The sequence below is a fragment of the Acidimicrobiales bacterium genome (assembly GCA_035536915.1).
In the GTDB taxonomy this organism is placed as follows: Bacteria; Actinomycetota; Acidimicrobiia; order Acidimicrobiales; family JAHWLA01; genus JAHWLA01.
Genome location: DATLNE010000030.1, coordinates 18950 through 34991 on the forward strand (window position 1 = coordinate 18950; position 16042 = coordinate 34991).

A 16042-nucleotide genomic window follows, 5' to 3' on the forward strand; every position below is an offset into this window, starting at 1 on the left:
CGGCGCGTAGGGCGTCAGTCTTTCGCCACTGCGTCCGATCCCAACATCGGAGAAAAAATGATTGAGCTGGCCACGAGGTAAACCGCGGCCACGGTCTCCCCCCGGCTGTTGGGCATGTACCCAAAGGCCATCACAAACCCCGTGACCCAGCAGAGGGAGCGGTCATCGGGCGAGTTGGGTCCCATGCCGGGATGCGCCGCCGAGTACGGCCCGATGCAGTGGACGTAGCAAGTTCGCCCCGCGTGAAGTCGACGGTCTCCAACTGGAAGACGTACGCGGCCATGCAGCCTCCCGGCGGCCGTGTCGGGTCGACCGGGAGATCCTCGTCGCGGACGAGTCCTTCGAACACCTGAACGGAACCCGCCACTTGGCGGGCGATCACCGTGACGAGCCTGCCGTCCCAGAACGTGTGCGCCCGGAACAGTTCGATGAGAGGCACCGGCTGGCCGCGGTCTCTTGCTTCCAGTTCAGCCGGGGCCACGCCCTCGTAACCGATGTGTGCCAGGTCCGTTATGGCGAAGTCCTCGCCGAACCGCCGGTCATACTCGGCCAGGGAGGCAGGCATCCACACCGGCCCATCGGTCCAGCGGAATCCCGTAGCGATCTGGAGGCGCAGCCGCTTGCCGGGCGAGGTGTCCGAAGAGAGAGCAAGGATCGACTCCACCAGTGCATCGGCGACTCCCTCGACACCAGCTTCGCCGAGGACGGCCGCCGAGCGCATGGCGAGCATGGGCGACTCCGTGCGTATGTTCGTCTCAGTCGTGTTCCACCACACGGGAAGGATGCGGACCTCCCCGGGTGATTCGAGGCCCATCAGCGCGTCAAGCTCGTTGCGCGTCCACTTCTTGCTGAAAAACTCTGGGGACAGCATCACGATCCCGAAGTCCGACTCCAAGAGGCCCGCTTCCATCTGCTCCCGGATGCTCGGGCCGACGATGAACCGGTTGAACCAGACGGTCAGTCCTCGCGCACGGAGCGCCTCCGCGAGCCGCTTGGCGTCAGTTCCGTTCTCGCTAGCGTGAGCCAGGTACGCGTCGTAGGGCACTCCCCAGACGATAGGGCTGGGTTCTGCGTCACGAAGGGCGTATCCGTGGCAACCTTCCTCTCGTGGCGGACTGGCTGATCAGCGCCAACCTGGCCGTTTACGACGTCATCGGTTGGTGGGAGGAGACGAACGAACCGGTCGATGCATGGACGCTGAGTCGACCGGCGCCTCGTGTCGCAATCGGCGATCGGTTTGCCCTGTGGATCGGCGGTCCCGCTGCCGGTGTGTACGCCACCGGCACCATCTCCAAACCTTCGGCGCCAACGACTCGGACCGCCGACCGCTACTGGCTCCGACCCCCTCCCGACCCGGTCTACGAACTCCGATTGTCGACTGATCTGTATCTCTTCGATCAGCCGATCTACAGGCGGGACCTTCTCGTCGATCCGCGTTTCGCTGACGCCTTGGTCGTGCGGATGCCCCGCGCTCGAAACCCGATCCCTCTGACGCCAGTGCAATGGAGTGCGATCGCTGCTCGCCTCCCTTCCCCGGCGGCCCGCAGCCGCGCCCGCCGGCGACCGAGTACGAGTCTGGGAGCGGTCGTCGTGACGGAGCGGCCTTTGGGCACCAAGGTGGAAGAGGCGGAGTATCAGACCACCCAGGCGACAAAGACCCAGCGGTATCGGGAGGCCCGGCTCCTGAAGGCATACGAGCGGAATCTCGGCTACCCACTCGTCGAACGGGCAGCAAAGTTGCCGACCGGGGAACGGATCGTCGCGGATGCCTACGACCGGCGGCAACATCGCCTGATCGAGGCCAAAGCAACAACTTCGAGGGCGAACGTCCGTATGGCGATCGGCCAGTTGCTCGACTATCGACGGCATGTTGCGCAGGGTGCTGCCCTTGCCGTCCTTCTCCCGGACCCGCCGAACGCTGACCTTCTCGCCCTGCTCCGTTCGCACCGGATCGAGGTCATTGCCATGCATGGCCGCCGGTTCCGCTCGATTCGGTGAGCTGGGTTAGCCCCTGGCTGTCAGCGGTCGCTCACCAGAGGGTGTCATCCCTATGAGTTGCTGCTCGAGAACCTCCACTCGGTCCTCGGCACGCGACAACTCCTCCGAGATGACGGGAACTCGTGACCCGGCAAAACAGCCTCTTCCGTCCGGTCCCGTTGCCTTAGCCGGCTCTCAAAGGGCACCCTATGTACTCGGGAGTAGCCTCGCCCGGCGTGGACGAGGGGAACCCGGTCTCGGCGGCCGACCTGTTGCGGTGGAGCGAGACGCTGTCGGCCGTGGCCCGCACCGGCCTGGGGTTCACCGAGAGCCTGTACGAGCGGGAGCGCTTCGAAGAGGTGCTGAAGGTGGCGGCCGACATGCGCGTCGCCGCGGGCCACGAGCTCGAAGCCGAGGTGCTGGTCGAGGAGTGGCTACGGGCCGTGGGTAGCGGCGTTGCCGGCTATGTCACGCCCAAGGTCGCGGTGGGCGCGGTGGTGGGCAACGAGCGGGGCGAGCTGCTGTTGGTGCAGCGGGCCGACTCCGGCGTGTGGCTGTACCCGACCGGCTGGGCCGACGTCGGCTACTCCGCCTCCGAGGTGGCGGTCAAGGAAGTGCACGAGGAGACCGGCATCGAGGTCGAGCCGCTGCGGCTGGTGGCGGTGCTCGACGGGCTGCGGTTGGGCTTCACCCGAATCCCCTTGTACTCGTTGGTCTTCCACTGCCGCACTCTCGGCGGCGAGCTCAAGGCGCACCCGCTGGAATGCCGCGCCGTGGGCTGGTTCGCCGAGGACAACCTCCCGTCGCCGCTCGCCGGCTTCGAGCGGTGGGGTGCGCCTGCGTTTGCCGCCATCCGCGGCGAGCCGGTCGAGGTCACCTTCGACCCACCTCGCGCCCCCATGTGGCGCGACGACGCCTGACCCCACCCCCCCCTCGAAGTTGCGTAGGGAACGCGCCGTTTTATGGCGCGATTCCAACGCAACTTCGGTTGCGGGCTTCAGCCCAGCAGGCGGTCGAGCAGGCGGGGGTCGCCGGGCCAGGCCGCGTGCACCACCTCGCGGGGCACTTGGCGGGCCGCGTACCGCAGGGCGAGCGCCACGACGACCACGTCGTCGAGGGGGCCGATGACCGGGAGGAACTCGGGGATCAGGTCGATGGGCGACAGCACCCACAACCCGGCAAAGGCCACGGCCACCTTGGCGCGGCGCGGCACCCGTGGGTCACGGCGCAGCCGGCGCACCAGCGTCACCGAGTCGGGCAGGAAGCTCGCCATGTCGCAGGCCAGCCCGTGCGGGAGCCGCCGGGCCAACAGCACCAACACCACCCAGCTCGCCACCACCACGCCGACGGCGACGAGCAGCAGCCTCACGGCGTGAGCTGTTCGAACAAAGCCTTCACGATCGAGACCTGGCCGCCCGTCCGTTCCCACTCCTCCGCGATGCGGGCGTGGTCGACCAAGCCCGCCGCGTCCGGTGCGATGCCGAGCGCCTCGGTCGCCACCGCCTTCAACACCGCGGGCTCGATCTCGTCGCCGTAGGCGGCGAACGCCTCCAGCCCGCCCCACAGCCGTTCAGGCGCCGCCGGCGGCGTGCCCCCCGTGGCCACCGCCAGCGCTACGGCGGCGAAGACTTCGTAGGTGCCGACCCCCGCCGGCCGCCGGTACCCCCCCACGGGGTGCAGCCGCCACTCGATTGTCGTGCCGTCGGGCCCGTCGTCGCGCAGCCACACCTGGGAGCCGTTCACATAGGCGTCCACCGGTTCACCGAAGCGGTCGTCGAGGGCGACGACGAGCTCGGGCGAGATGTGCCAGACGCACGTGGGGGTGAGCGCGGTACCGGGCATGGGCCTGGGAGGATAGGCCCGATGCGCCGGTTGCCCGTCCTGGTCCTGCTCCTCGCCGCCGCGTGCTCGTCGGGCGGCGACAACGACGCGGCGACCACGACGACCACCCCGCCGACCACCGCGTCGACGACCACCACCACGGCGCCCACGACGACGACGACCCGCAGCAGCACGCCGTCGTGCCCGACGATCCCCGAGCGGGTGCCCCCGCCCGCCGACCGCCCTACCTATGTGCTGCGCATCGACGTGCGGCCGGGAGAGAACGTCGTCGTGGGCCGCACCGACGCCCGTTTCACCCCCGACATCCCCACCGACCGGTTGGTCTTCCGCCTCTGGCCCAACGGCCCGCGCACGGCGGCGGGCGGCGCCCGCCTCGACGTCACCGCCGTGCACGTCGGCGCCCATCCCGCCGAGTCGCGCCGGCCCAATCCCACCACCCTGGAAGTCCCGGTCCAACTGGCGGCAGGCCAACGGGTGGAGGCGTCGGTCGACTGGCGGCTGACGCTGCCCGGGGCCATCAACGACCGGCTGTCGCGTACGGGCGACGCCATCCGCCTCGGGTCGTTCTTCCCCGTCCTGGCGTGGGAGCGCGGCGTGGGCTGGGCCGCCGACCCGGCCACAGGCGGCTTCGCCGAATCGTCCACGCCGGTGACCGCCGACTTCGCCGCCTCGGTGACCGTGCCCGCAGGCTTTGACGTGCTGGCCACCGGCGTGCCCGACGGCAGCGGCCGTTGGACCGCAACAGCCGTCCCCGATTTCGCCCTCACCGTCGGCCGCTTCACCACAGCGACAGCCACAGCCAACGCCCCCAGCCCGATCGCCGTCACCGTCGGGGTCCACGCCGGCCTGCGGGAGACGCCGCAGTCGTACCTCAATCGGGTGGTTCGCACACTGGAGGACTTCGGCCGCCGCTTCGGCCCGTACCCCTGGCCCAACTTCACCCTCGCCATCACCCCCAACCTGGGTGGCGGCATCGAGTACCCCATGCACGTCATGCAGGGCCCGGGCACCATCGGCCGCACGACGCCGCACGAAGTCGGCCACCAATGGTTTTACGGGCTGGTGTCGAACAACCAGGGCCGCGACCCCTGGCTCGACGAAGGCTTGGCAACGTGGGCCGAGGTCCGTTTCGAGAAGGAGGAGCGCGACCTCGTACGCACATCGATCCCTCGGGCCGGGCAGGGCCGCACCGCCGAGCCGATGACCTTCTGGCAGTCGCGACAGGGGATCTACTACCGCAGCGTCTATGTGCAAGGAGCGCAGGCGCTGGCCGCGCTCGGTTCACCCGACCTCGTCGACTGTGCCCTGCAGTTGTACGTGGCCCGCCACGCCCACCGGGTGGCGACCAACGCCGACTTGGTGGCGGCCGTCGAGGCCGTGTTCCCTGAAGGCCGCGCCGTACTGGCCCGGTTCGGCATTCGGCCGTAGCGTGCACGCATGCGAACCGTCGCCGACGTAGCCGACGCAGTCCGCCGGGGGGAGCAGTCGGCGGTCGAGGTGCTCGAGGAGTGCCTGGCCGAGATCGAGGCTGCCAACCCTGTGCTGAATGCGTTCGTCCATCTCGATCCCGAGTTGGCTCGGGCCGAGGCTCGCAAGGTCGACGCCGCGGTCGCCCGGGGCGACGACCCTGGCCCGTTGGCCGGCGTCCCCTTCGGAATCAAGGACCTGGAGGACTGCGCAGGCATGCCCACGTCGCACGGCTCCCTGCTCTACAAGGGCGGGCCTGCGGCGACGGAGGACTCCGTCCACACCGGGCGCTTGCGTGCCGCGGGCGCCGTCCCCGTGGGCAAGACGGCCGCCCCCGAATTCGGCGCCACCTGTTACACCTCGACCCCCGCGTGGGGCACGGCCCGCAACCCGTGGGACCCCACTCGCACGCCGGGCGGTTCGAGCGGCGGTTCGGCGGCAGCGGTGGCAGCAGGCATGGTGCCGTTCTGCACGGCCAGCGACGGCGGTGGCTCGACCCGCATCCCCGCGGCTTTCTGCGGGCTGCTCGGCTTCAAGCCGTCGTACGGCCGCATCCCGCACGAGCGCGCCGCTCCGTCGCAGACCTCCGTCTACGGCGCGCTGACGACGAACGTGCGCGACGCGGCGCGACACCTCGACGTGGCCGCCGGGCCCGACGACCGCGACCGCACGTCGTTGCCGCCCGCAGGCACCGTGTACGAGCGGGTCATCGAGGAACTCGACGTGCGGGGGCTCCGTGCTGCGTGGTCGACCGACCTGGGCTTCGCCGTCGTCGACACAGAGGTGGCAGCGACGGCCGAGGCCGCGGCCGCGGCGTTGGTGGAGGCCGCGGGCCTGCAACTGGTGGACCGGCCCGTGTCGCTGACGAACCCCATCGAGGTGTGGATCACGCTGGGCGCGGTCGACCTGTGGCACGACATCGAACGCGGCATGTGGCCCGAGCGTGCCGACGACTTCGACATCTACGCCCGCATGGCGTACGCCGCCACCAACGAGCTGCCGGTGCGGCGCCTGGAGAAGTTCAACCGCATGCGCACGGCCCTCGAGTACGAACTGGCGGCGGTGTACCGCGACGTCGACGTGCTGCTGACGCCCACGACGGCGGTCCCGGCCTTCAACGCCGAAGGGCCGTTGCCCGGCGAGATCAACGGCCAAGCCATCTTCCCGGCCATGGTCGTTCCCTTCACCATGATCGGCAACCTGTGCTGGAACCCGGCTGTCTCCGTACCTGCAGGCATGACGGCCGAAGGCCTACCGGTGGGCCTGCAGATCATGGGCAGGCGCCATGCCGACGACGTGGTGCTCCGCCTGGCCCGTCTCTTCGAGGAGGCGCGGCCGTGGCCGTTGCATGCCGAGGCTCGCGCTGAGTCGAGGTAGTACTCGGCGGGTAGCGTCGTAGGCATGGAGCTCGTGCGCTGGCTGCAGCGCCCCGAACTGCGCCGCCCCGTCCTGGTGGCGGCGTTCGAGGGGTGGAACGACGCAGGCGACGGGGCGTCGAGCGCCTGCGAGTACCTGGTCGAGTCCTGGGATGCCGAGAAGTTCGCGGTCATGGACCCCGAGGAGTTCTACGACTTCACAGTGGCGCGCCCCAACGTCCGGCTGATCGACGGCATCACTCGCGAGATCGAGTGGCCCGAGCCCGAGCTGTCGTTCGCCAGGCCGCCGGAGTGCGACCACGACGTCGTGTTCCTGCAGGCCTACGAGCCGCAGTTGAAGTGGCGCACGTTCGTCTCCACCGTGCTGGGCGTCGCCAAGGCGTTGAACGTGGAGATGGTTGTCACCTTGGGTGCGCTGTTGGCCGAGGTGCCGCACACCAAGGCGGTGCGGGTGACGGCCACCGCCGCCAACCCCGACCTGGTGCAAAGGCTCCATGTGCAGCGGTCGCGGTACGAGGGGCCGACGGGGATCGTCGGCGTGTTGCACGACACCTTCGCCCGCGCCGACGTTCCCTCCGCCTCGTTGTGGGCCGCCGTGCCCCACTACGTGGCCAAGACGCCCTCGCCCAAGGCCACCCTCGCGTTGGTGGAACGGGCCGCCGAAGTGCTCGGCGCCACCATCGACACCGTCGACCTGCAGATCGCCTCGGCCGCCTACGAGCGCCAGGTGAGCGAAGTGGTTGCCGAAGACGAGGACGTGGCCGAATACGTTCGCCGCCTCGAAGACGGCGAGGGCGACGACCTCATTCCCGTCGACGAACTGCCCAGCGCCGACAGCCTGGCGGGCGAGGTCGAACGCTTCCTGCGCGAGCAAGGCCGCGATTGACCTGACACGTCCACGCCTCTGCGTCGTATTGCAGGGTGTGGTGGCGTGCGCCGCCAAAGGGGGATGGGACCATGATCGAACGCCGTCGCTTGACGCGCCTGTTTTTGGGCGTGCTTGCCATATTGGGCTTGGCGGTTGGACCGGCACCGGCCGACACCTACGTTTCGGGCACCACGTTCGTGGCACGGGGAGCGAACACGACCGCCGCCGACATCGGGCTCGTACAGTGCAGCCCGACACCGGCACCGAGCACCGGCGGTGCCTGCATCCCGTGGTCGGGCGGCGGCGGAGGCATCGAGGTCGTCGATGCAGTGAACGGCCACGACGTCGCCTTTCAGGTATGCGTCGACAACGACGGCGACGGCTTCTGCGGTGGGTTGCCGCTCGTCGCAGGGTGCGACGACTTCATCGTCTTCAGCCATTTCGACAACGGCAGCTTCTCCAATCCGCTCGCTGCGCCGACGGCCTTCAAGAGCGGGTGCCCGGGAGGCTTCCGCGGGTGGGTGGTGTTCCTCTGCCAAGGAGCCCACGTCGATACCACGCCGCATACGCACGAGGTGACCACGGGGACCATCACCGCCGCCGGAGGCGGTGGACCGTCGGGGACGTTCTGTGGGACGCCGCTCGGCAAGCCCTACATCCACACCAGTCTCGTGAACGGGTGTGCCGTGCAGGGGACCATGACCACGGGGCAGCCGATGTACCAGCTCGGAGTGGGCCCGGTGGCGTCGGGTGTGCCTTTCTCGATGTCCTTCTCGGTTGGGGCCTGCTCGTCGACGACTTCGGCGTCGGCGTCGGGAACAATCTCCGGGTCGTGCTTCGCGGCCACGGGGTCGGGCCAGGTGAACGGCCGCGGGTTCACCTTTGTGTGGGCGGGCTCGCAGATGGAGCTCACACCAGTAGGCGTTAACGGTGCAGCGGGGACGCTCGCAGTCCTGCCCGACGCTGCGGGCGGGCAAAGCTGCGCAACGGGGGCAACACGTTTCGTGGTGGCGGGCGTGCTGGCCATTACCTAGTAGGTCCTATGACCGGTAGCACCGCCACGCCCCTAGCCTTGGGGGTGTGGCGGTGCTCGACCGGTTCTCGGAAGTCACCCGCTCCTGGTTCACGTCGACCTTCGAGGCGCCGACGGCCGCCCAGGAGCAGGGATGGGACGCCATCAGCCGCGGCGACCACACGCTGATCCTGGCCCCGACCGGCTCGGGCAAGACCCTGGCCGCCTTCCTGTGGGCACTCGACCGCCTGGTCACCGCACCGCCGCCCGACGACGAGAAGAAGCGCTGCCGCGTGCTCTACATCTCGCCGCTCAAAGCGCTGAGCTACGACGTCGAGCGCAACCTGCGGGCGCCCTTGGCGGGCATGGCCCTGGAGGCGGAACGGGCGGGCCAGGCGCCGCCGTCGATCCGAGTCGCCACCCGCACCGGCGACACCCCGCAGGGCGAGCGACGCGACATCGCCCGGCACCCGCCCGACATCCTCATCACCACCCCCGAGTCGCTCTACCTCATGCTCACCTCGCAGGCGCGCGACCTGCTGGCGTCGGTGGAGTACGTCATCGTCGACGAGATCCACGCGGTGGCCGCCACCAAACGGGGCGCCCACCTTGCCCTCTCTCTCGAACGCCTGGAACGCCTCACCGAGACGTCCCCGCAACGCATAGGCCTGTCCGCCACCCAGCGCCCCCTCGACGAGCTGGCCCGCTTCCTCGGCGGCGTCGACCGCAAGGTGGCAGTTGTCGACGCGGGCGTGCGCAAGCAGTTGGAGCTCGAGGTGGTCGTCCCCGTCGAGGACATGGCCGAGCTGGGCAAGCCAGTGCAGCGCGACGGCGAGCCGGTGTTCAGCGGCCCGGCCGCAGGCGACCCCGAGGTGCGCACGTCGATCTGGCCCGCCATCCACCCGCTGCTGCTCGACCTCATCGCCCGCCATACCTCGACGCTCGTCTTCGTGAACAGCCGGCGCTTGGCCGAGCGGTTGTCGACGCGCCTCAACGAGCTCGCGGGCGAGGAACTCGTGCGCGCCCACCACGGTTCGATTGCCCGCGAGCAGCGGCTGGAGATCGAGGACGCGTTGAAGGCGGGCAAGCTCCCCGCCCTGGTCGCCACCTCCAGCCTGGAACTGGGCATCGACATGGGCGCGATCGACTTGGTGGTCCAAGTCGAGGCGCCGTCGTCCGTCGCCAGCGGCCTGCAGCGCATCGGCCGCGCCGGCCACAAGGTGGGCGAGCCGTCGCGCGGCGTGATCTTCCCCAAGTTCCGAGGCGACCTGCTGGTGGCCGCCGTCACTGCCCAACGCATGCAGGCAGGCCTCATCGAAGAGACCCGCGTCCCCCGCAACCCGCTCGACGTTCTCGCCCAACAGATCGTCGCCATGGTGGCCATGGAGACCCTGACGGTCGACGAGGTGCTCGCCACCGTCACCCGCGCCTACCCGTTCTCCGACCTGTCACGGGAGCTGCTGGAGAACGTGCTCGACATGCTGTCGGGCCGTTACCCGAGCGACGAGTTCGCCGAGCTTCGGCCCCGGGTGCTGTGGGACCGAGTGGAAGGCACGCTGACGGCGCGCCGCGGCGCCCGCATGCTCGCCGTCACCAGTGGCGGCACCATCCCCGACCGCGGCTTGTTCGGCGTCTTCACGCCGGAAGGCGGGCGGGTGGGCGAGCTCGACGAGGAGTTCGTCTACGAGAGCCGCACGGGCGAGACCATCCTGCTGGGCGCCACCTCGTGGCGCATCGAGGAGATCAGCCGCGACCGGGTGATCGTCACCCCCGCGCCGGGCGAGCCCGGCAAGATGCCGTTCTGGCACGGCGACATGGTGGGCCGCCCCTACGAATTGGGCCGGGCCCTCGGCGCCTTCCTGCGCGGGCTCGACAAGATGACCGACGAGCAGTTGCACGAGGATTGCGGCCTCGACGCGCTGGCGGTCCGCAACCTGCGTGCCTACGTGGCCGACGAGCAAGAGGCGACGGGCGGCAACCTGCCCACCGACCGCCAGATCGTGGTCGAGCGCTTCCGCGACGAACTGGGCGACTGGCGCATCTGCGTGCTGTCGCCGTTCGGCGCCCGGGTGCACGCGCCGTGGGCGTTGGCCATCGAAGGGCGCATCCGCGACCGGCTCGGCGTGGAGGTGCAGGCCATCTGGTCCGACGACGGCATCGTGGTGCGGTTGCCGGAGGCCGACGAGTCGCCGCCCGTCGACTCGGTGGTGCTCGACCCCGACGAGGTGGAGACGCTGGTGGTCGACGCCGTGGGCTCGTCTGCCCTCTTCGCCGCCCGCTTCCGAGAGAACGCTGCTCGGGCGCTGCTGCTGCCCCGCCGCCGGCCCGGGTCGCGCACCCCGTTGTGGCAGCAGCGCCAGCGTTCGGCCGACCTGCTGGCGGTGGCCTCGCGCTACGGCAGTTTCCCCATCCTGTTGGAGACGTATCGCGAGTGCCTGCGCGACGTGTTCGACCTCCCGGCGCTGGTCTCGTTGATGGAGGACATCCGCTCGCGCAAGGTGCGGGTGGTGCAGGTCGACGCCCAGACACCGTCGCCATTCGCCTCGTCGCTGGCCTACTCCTATGTGGCCTCGTTCATGTACGAGGGCGACGCGCCGTTGGCCGAACGACGCGCGCAAGCGCTCACCCTCGACCGGCGCATGCTGGCCGAGCTGGTCGGTTCCGACGAACTGCGCGAGCTCATCGACCCCGACGCCTTGGCCCAGTTGGAAGCCGAGTTGCAGGCGCTCGACGAACGGCGGTGGGCGCGCTCGGTCGACGGCGCCCACGACCTGCTCCGTCGCCTCGGTGACCTGTCGGTTTCCGAGCTCGACGCCCGTTCGACCGAGCCGTTCGGCGACGCACTGGTGCGAGCCCGGCGCGCCCTCGAAGTTCGAGTGGCGGGGGAGCCTCGCCTCATCGCTGTGGAGGACATGGGCCGCTACCGCGACGGCCTGGGCACTTCGCCGCCGGGCGGCGTGCCCGACGTCTTCCTCGAGCCGGTGGAGGATGCGCTGGCGCAACTGGTGCGCCGTTGGGCGCGCACGCACGGCCCCTTCCGCTCCTTCGAGCCCGCGACTCGACTGGGCGTGCCCGTCGAATTGGTCGACGCTGTGCTGCACGAGTTGCAAGCGGCGGGCACCGTCGTGCGTGGTGAGTTCCGGCCTGACGGCACCGAGCGAGAGTGGTGCGACGTCGAGGTCCTGCGCCTCTTGCGCCAGCGTTCGCTGGCCGCGCTCCGCCGTGAGGTGGAGCCCACCTCGACCGAGGCGCTGGCCCGTTTCCTGCCTGCGTGGCACGGCGTGGGCTCAGACGCCCGCGGCCTCGACCGCTTGGTGGAAGTGGTGGCCCAGTTGCAGGGCGTGCCGTTGCCCGCGTCGGTGCTCGAACGCGACGTGTTGTCCACCCGCATGGCCGACTACTCGCCCCGCCTGCTCGACGACCTGCTCGCCGCGGGCGAGGTCATGTGGGTGGGCGCCGGGCCGCTCGGGCGCGACGACGGCAAGGTCATGCTCCTGCTCCGCGAGCGCGCCGACCTGTTGCTGCGGGTGCTCCGCTTCGAGGGCGACCGCCCCGACGACGAGGAACACGAGCGGTTGCGCGACGTGCTGACCCGCCGGGGCGCCTGCTTCTTTCGCGACCTGCAAGGCGCCGACGACGCTCGCACCCTCGATGCGCTGTGGGACCTGGTGTGGGCGGGCGAGGTGACCAACGACGCCTTCAATCCGGTGCGGGCGCTGTCGGCCAAACGCCGCTCGGGTGGCAAGGCGCGCGGCGGCCGCCCTCGCCTCGGCCACCTCACCGCGCTCGGCCCGCCGACCGCGCAGGGACGGTGGTCGTTGGTCGAACGCCGCGAGGTCGACAGCACCACCGCTCTCACCGCGCTGGCCGGCGTGCTGCTCGACCGCCATGGCGTGCTGACCCGGGCGGCCGTGCGCGGCGAAGGCGTGCCCGGTGGGTACGCCGCGGTGTATCCGGTGCTGCGGGCCATGGAGGAATCGGGCCGCATCCGGCGCGGTTATTTCGTGACCGGGCTCGGTGGCGCCCAGTTCGCCGTGGCCGGTGCCGTCGACCGGCTGCGGGCCGTGCGTGAGGCCGAGACCGGCGCAGTGATCCTGGCTGCCACCGACCCCGCCAACCCGTACGGCATCGCCCTGCCCTGGCCGGTGAAGGGGCCGCAGCGGGTGGCCGGTGCCTACGTCGTGCTCGTCGACGGCTTGCCGTCGTTGTACGTGGAGCGGGGCGGCAAGGGGCTTACTGCGTTGCGCGAGTTCGACGAGTCGTGGGAGGAGCAAGCGGTGGCCGCCCTCGGCGGGCTGTTGGCCGACGGCCGGTACTCACGGCTCACCGTCGAGCGGGTGGCGCCCGAGCTCGACCCCCTCCTGCGCGCCGCCGGCTTCGTGCCCACCCCCAAGGGCCTCGTCCGCTATGCCTGACCCCCGCCCCGAGTACATGGCGTACGGATTCCGTACGCCATGTACTCGGGACGTGCGGCGGTGCGATGCCTGAGGGCGACACGCTCTTCCGGGCCGCCCGCACGCTGCACGCCTGGCTGGAAGGGCGCACGATCACTGCGGCCCGCAGCCGCACGGTCAAAGCACCGGTGGAGCGCATCGTGGGCCGCCAGGTGACGGGCGTCGAAGCCAAGGCCAAGCACCTGCTCATCACCTTCGAGGGCGGCGACGTCCTCCACACCCACATGCGCATGACCGGCTCGTGGCACGTCTATACGGCGGGGGAGCGGTGGCGGAAGCCGGGCTGGCAAGCCGCCGTCGTGCTCGAAGCGGGCGACCGCGTGGCCGTGTGCTTCAACGCCCCCGTTGTCGAACTGCAACGGGGCGACGACGTGGGCGACCTCGGCCCCGACGTCCTGCGCCCGCCCATCGACCACGACGACATCGGCCGCCGGGCCGCCACCCGTCCTCCCGACATGGGCACGTGGGAGCTCCTGCTCGACCAGCGCGTTGTCTCGGGCATCGGCAACATCTGGTGCTGCGAGGCGCTGTTCGTCGGCAAGGTCAACCCGTGGGCGCCGCAGTCGAGCGCCGACCTCGCCGCCGTGGTCGACATCGCCGCCCGTCTGATGACGGCGGCAGTCGAGCCCGGAAGTCGGTCGGTCCGCTCCGTGTACGGGCGGGCGGGAAAGCCGTGCCGCCGATGCGGCACGCCGGTGGCGGTGAAGCGCACGCCGCGCCCCGTCTACTGGTGCCCTGGTTGCCAAGGGCCATTTCGCGAATAGCTCTCAATTCGGGTGGGCAGGACTGCCGACACAGGAGGAGTGATGACCGTTCTGCCGCCGCCGCTTTCCCGGGCCAACCGGGAGCACTACACGGAACGGGCTCGCGCGGTGAAGGACTCGATCGCGGCGCTGCTGGCCGAAGTCGACGACGCCCTCGAACCGGGTACCGCCTCCAAGTAACTACCGTCGCCGGGCGATGGCCCGCCGCCGAGTGCTTGCCGACATCACCCCGCTGCGGGAATCGGCCGACTTTCGCCGCCTCTACTTCGGCCAGCTGATCAGCTTCGTCGGCACCCAGCTCACCGTCGTGGCCGTGCCGTACCAGGTCTTTCAACTGACGGATTCGTCGTTGCAGGTCGGCCTGGTCAGCCTGGCCCAACTCGGCCCCCTTGTCGTCGGCTCGCTGGTGGGCGGTGCCATTGCCGACAGCACCGACCGCCGTCGCATCCTCCTGTGGGCACAAGTGGTGGGTGCCGCCTTGGCTGCGGGACTTGCCGTCAACGCCATGCTCGACCGTCCGTCGCTGGTGGCCGTGTACGTGCTCACCGCCATGGCGGCCGCCCTCTCCGGCATCGAGCGGCCGGCGCGCAGCGCGGCGTTGCCCAACGTGGTGAAGCGCCAGTCGCTGCCCGCCGCCTACGCCCTCTGGCAGATTCTCCTCCACGTGGGCAGCGTGGCCGGCCCGGCGCTGGCCGGCGTGCTCATCGCCACCGCGGGCCTCGAGGTCGTCTATTGGATCGACGTGGCCACCTTCGCCGCCGCCCTCGTCTCCGTCTATGCCATGAACCCGTTGCCGCCGCACGGGGGCGGGACCAAGGCAGGCCTCGGCAGCATCGTCGAAGGGCTGCGTTTCCTGCGGGGCAAGCGGGCCATCCAAGGCACGTTCGTCATCGACCTCAACGCCATGATCTTCGGCCTGCCCCGCGCCGTGTTCCCGGCCATGGCCGAGCGCGTCTTCGGCGGCGGGGCCGCCACCTACGGCTTGCTCAACGCAGCGCCGGGCGCAGGCGCATTGCTCGGCGCGCTCACCACCGGCTGGGTCAGCCACGTGAGGCGACAAGGCCTGGCCGTCCTCATCTCCGTTGCGTTGTGGGGCGCGGCCATGGTCGGCTTCGGGTTCACGCCGTGGTTGTGGCTGGCGCTGGTGTTCCTCGCCGTCGCCGGCGCGGCCGACGTCGTCTCCGCCGTGTTCCGCAACACCATCCTGCAGACGAGCATCCCCGACGCCTTGCGGGGTCGCATGTCCGCCGTGCAGATCGCCGTCGTCACCGGCGGGCCGAGGCTGGGCGACGCCGAAGCCGGTGCCGTGGCCGCGCTGGCGGGCGCTCGGTTCTCGGTGGTGTCGGGCGGGTTGGCGTGCGTGCTCGGAGTGGTGCTGGTGGGCAAGCTCCTGCCGGAGTTCACTCGCTATCAGGCCGAGGAGGAACCGGTTGAGACGGTTCCCGAGCCGCCACCTGTCTCGTCATGAGGCCGGGCACATCGAGCAGCAGGTTCACGACGGGCAGTTGCGCCAGTCGGCTGATGCCGAGTGCCCGCGGCACCGATATCTCGGCATAGCCGGGGACCCCGGCCAGGCGGATGCTGCGCTCCACGGCGCGGGCCACGAACTCGGCAGGTACGCCGGGCATGGAGTAGTGGCCGAGCTCCTCGGTGGGACGGTCGCCCCGCGCCGCTCGGGCGCCGAACGCAGTGGCCACCGGCCCGGGATGGATCGAGGCCACGGTGACGCGCTTGCCCCGCATCTCGCGCCGCAGTCCCTGGGTGAAACCGAGCACGGCGAACTTGCTGGCCGAGTACACGGTGAGCGGCGGGAACACCGCCCACGACGCGGCCGAGGCGATGTTGACGATGTGGCCGTGGCGCCGTTCGAGCATGCCCGGCAGGACCCGTTGGGTGAGGTCGATCAACCCGAGCACGTTGATCTCGAACAGCTGTCGCACTTGCTCTTGCGGTGTGTCGGCCACCAGCCCGCTGATGCCGATCCCTGCGTTGTTCACCAGGATGTCGACGCGGCCCGCGGCTTCCACCAACGCAGCCCGGTCGGCGTCGGAGGTGAGGTCGGCCACGAAGGGCACGACGTTGGGCTCGGCGCCTGCCAGTTCCTCCAACGCCCCTTCGCTGCGGGCCACCGCCCACACCAGTGCGCCCTTGCGGGCCAGGCGAGCGGCGACAGCGCGACCGATGCCGGCTGACGCTCCCGTGACGACGACCACCGACCGGCGAAGGCGCATGGCACAACTACACTCGGCCTCATCGCGCCGCACAATTCCCGCACCGTCGCC

At 70.3% G+C, this 16042-nt stretch carries 14 protein-coding genes; 10 read left to right on the forward strand and 4 right to left on the reverse strand.

Annotation, left to right across the window (positions count from 1 at the left end; all coding sequences use genetic code 11):
* Positions 1-130: 130 nt before the first annotated feature.
* Entirely contained in the window at positions 131-1045 is a 915-nt protein-coding gene (locus VM938_07390; protein ID HVF74856.1) for a toll/interleukin-1 receptor domain-containing protein, read from the reverse strand.
* Positions 1046-1107: 62 nt separating this feature from the next.
* Between VM938_07390 and VM938_07395 the strand changes: the two genes are divergently transcribed.
* The gene (locus VM938_07395; protein HVF74857.1) at positions 1108-1998 is read left to right on the forward strand and encodes a hypothetical protein; all 891 of its coding nucleotides are present in this window, start codon (positions 1108-1110) and stop codon (positions 1996-1998) included.
* Between the two features lie 215 nt (positions 1999-2213).
* On the forward strand, positions 2214-2897 hold the full coding sequence (locus tag VM938_07400; GenBank protein ID HVF74858.1) for an NUDIX hydrolase N-terminal domain-containing protein: 684 nt from the start codon (positions 2214-2216) through the stop codon (positions 2895-2897).
* A 77-nt stretch (positions 2898-2974) separates the two neighbouring features.
* On the opposite strand, the gene VM938_07405 is transcribed toward VM938_07400, so the two are convergent.
* Positions 2975-3346, reverse strand: coding sequence for a DUF1232 domain-containing protein (locus tag VM938_07405; protein ID HVF74859.1), 372 nt, complete (start codon positions 3344-3346; stop codon positions 2975-2977).
* Complete coding sequence (locus VM938_07410; GenBank protein HVF74860.1) at positions 3343-3819, reverse strand: hypothetical protein; 477 nt, start codon at positions 3817-3819, stop codon at positions 3343-3345. The genes VM938_07405 and VM938_07410 overlap by 4 nt, the downstream gene beginning before the upstream one ends.
* 21 nt (positions 3820-3840) lie before the next feature.
* On the opposite strand from VM938_07410, the gene VM938_07415 reads away from it, so the two are divergent.
* The 8 genes from VM938_07415 (at position 3841) to VM938_07450 (ending at position 15228) form a co-directional block, all read left to right on the forward strand.
* A complete protein-coding gene (locus VM938_07415) occupies positions 3841-5247 on the forward strand; it encodes a M1 family aminopeptidase (GenBank protein HVF74861.1) in 1407 nt (468 codons plus the stop codon).
* A gap of 9 nt (positions 5248-5256) precedes the next feature.
* Positions 5257-6663: an amidase gene (locus VM938_07420; GenBank protein ID HVF74862.1), complete on the forward strand. Its 1407-nt coding sequence runs from the start codon at positions 5257-5259 to the stop codon at positions 6661-6663.
* 24 nt (positions 6664-6687) lie between these two features.
* Positions 6688-7548: a PAC2 family protein gene (locus VM938_07425; protein HVF74863.1), complete on the forward strand. Its 861-nt coding sequence runs from the start codon at positions 6688-6690 to the stop codon at positions 7546-7548.
* A 71-nt stretch (positions 7549-7619) separates the two neighbouring features.
* Positions 7620-8564 carry a hypothetical protein gene (locus tag VM938_07430; GenBank protein ID HVF74864.1) on the forward strand — a complete coding sequence of 315 codons (945 nt, stop codon included), beginning with the start codon at positions 7620-7622 and terminating at the stop codon, positions 8562-8564.
* Positions 8565-8610: 46 nt separating this feature from the next.
* Positions 8611-12957: a DEAD/DEAH box helicase gene (locus tag VM938_07435; protein HVF74865.1), complete on the forward strand. Its 4347-nt coding sequence runs from the start codon at positions 8611-8613 to the stop codon at positions 12955-12957.
* A 65-nt stretch (positions 12958-13022) separates the two neighbouring features.
* Positions 13023-13760 (forward strand): DNA-formamidopyrimidine glycosylase family protein, encoded by a 738-nt coding sequence (locus VM938_07440; protein HVF74866.1) that lies wholly within the window; start codon positions 13023-13025, stop codon positions 13758-13760.
* Positions 13761-13802: 42 nt separating this feature from the next.
* Positions 13803-13940 carry a hypothetical protein gene (locus VM938_07445; protein ID HVF74867.1) on the forward strand — a complete coding sequence of 46 codons (138 nt, stop codon included), beginning with the start codon at positions 13803-13805 and terminating at the stop codon, positions 13938-13940.
* Between the two features lie 16 nt (positions 13941-13956).
* Entirely contained in the window at positions 13957-15228 is a 1272-nt protein-coding gene (locus tag VM938_07450; protein HVF74868.1) for an MFS transporter, read from the forward strand.
* Here the strand turns inward: VM938_07450 and VM938_07455 are convergent.
* A complete protein-coding gene (locus VM938_07455) occupies positions 15161-15991 on the reverse strand; it encodes an SDR family NAD(P)-dependent oxidoreductase (GenBank protein HVF74869.1) in 831 nt (276 codons plus the stop codon). The genes VM938_07450 and VM938_07455 overlap by 68 nt on opposite strands.
* Positions 15992-16042: the final 51 nt, after the last annotated feature.

What these genes read in the sequence shown, in the direction of transcription:
- VM938_07410 (HVF74860.1), bottom strand. Translation starts at nt 3,819, where the DNA reads ATGCCCGGTACCGCGCTCACCCCCACGTGCGTCTGGCACATCTCGCCC.
- VM938_07415 (HVF74861.1), top strand. Translation starts at nt 3,841, where the DNA reads ATGCGCCGGTTGCCCGTCCTGGTCCTGCTCCTCGCCGCCGCGTGCTCG.
- VM938_07420 (HVF74862.1), top strand. Translation starts at nt 5,257, where the DNA reads ATGCGAACCGTCGCCGACGTAGCCGACGCAGTCCGCCGGGGGGAGCAG.
- VM938_07425 (HVF74863.1), top strand. Translation starts at nt 6,688, where the DNA reads ATGGAGCTCGTGCGCTGGCTGCAGCGCCCCGAACTGCGCCGCCCCGTC.
- VM938_07430 (HVF74864.1), top strand. Translation starts at nt 7,620, where the DNA reads ATGATCGAACGCCGTCGCTTGACGCGCCTGTTTTTGGGCGTGCTTGCC.
- VM938_07440 (HVF74866.1), top strand. Translation starts at nt 13,023, where the DNA reads ATGCCTGAGGGCGACACGCTCTTCCGGGCCGCCCGCACGCTGCACGCC.
- VM938_07445 (HVF74867.1), top strand. Translation starts at nt 13,803, where the DNA reads ATGACCGTTCTGCCGCCGCCGCTTTCCCGGGCCAACCGGGAGCACTAC.
- VM938_07450 (HVF74868.1), top strand. Translation starts at nt 13,957, where the DNA reads ATGGCCCGCCGCCGAGTGCTTGCCGACATCACCCCGCTGCGGGAATCG.
- VM938_07455 (HVF74869.1), bottom strand. Translation starts at nt 15,991, where the DNA reads ATGCGCCTTCGCCGGTCGGTGGTCGTCGTCACGGGAGCGTCAGCCGGC.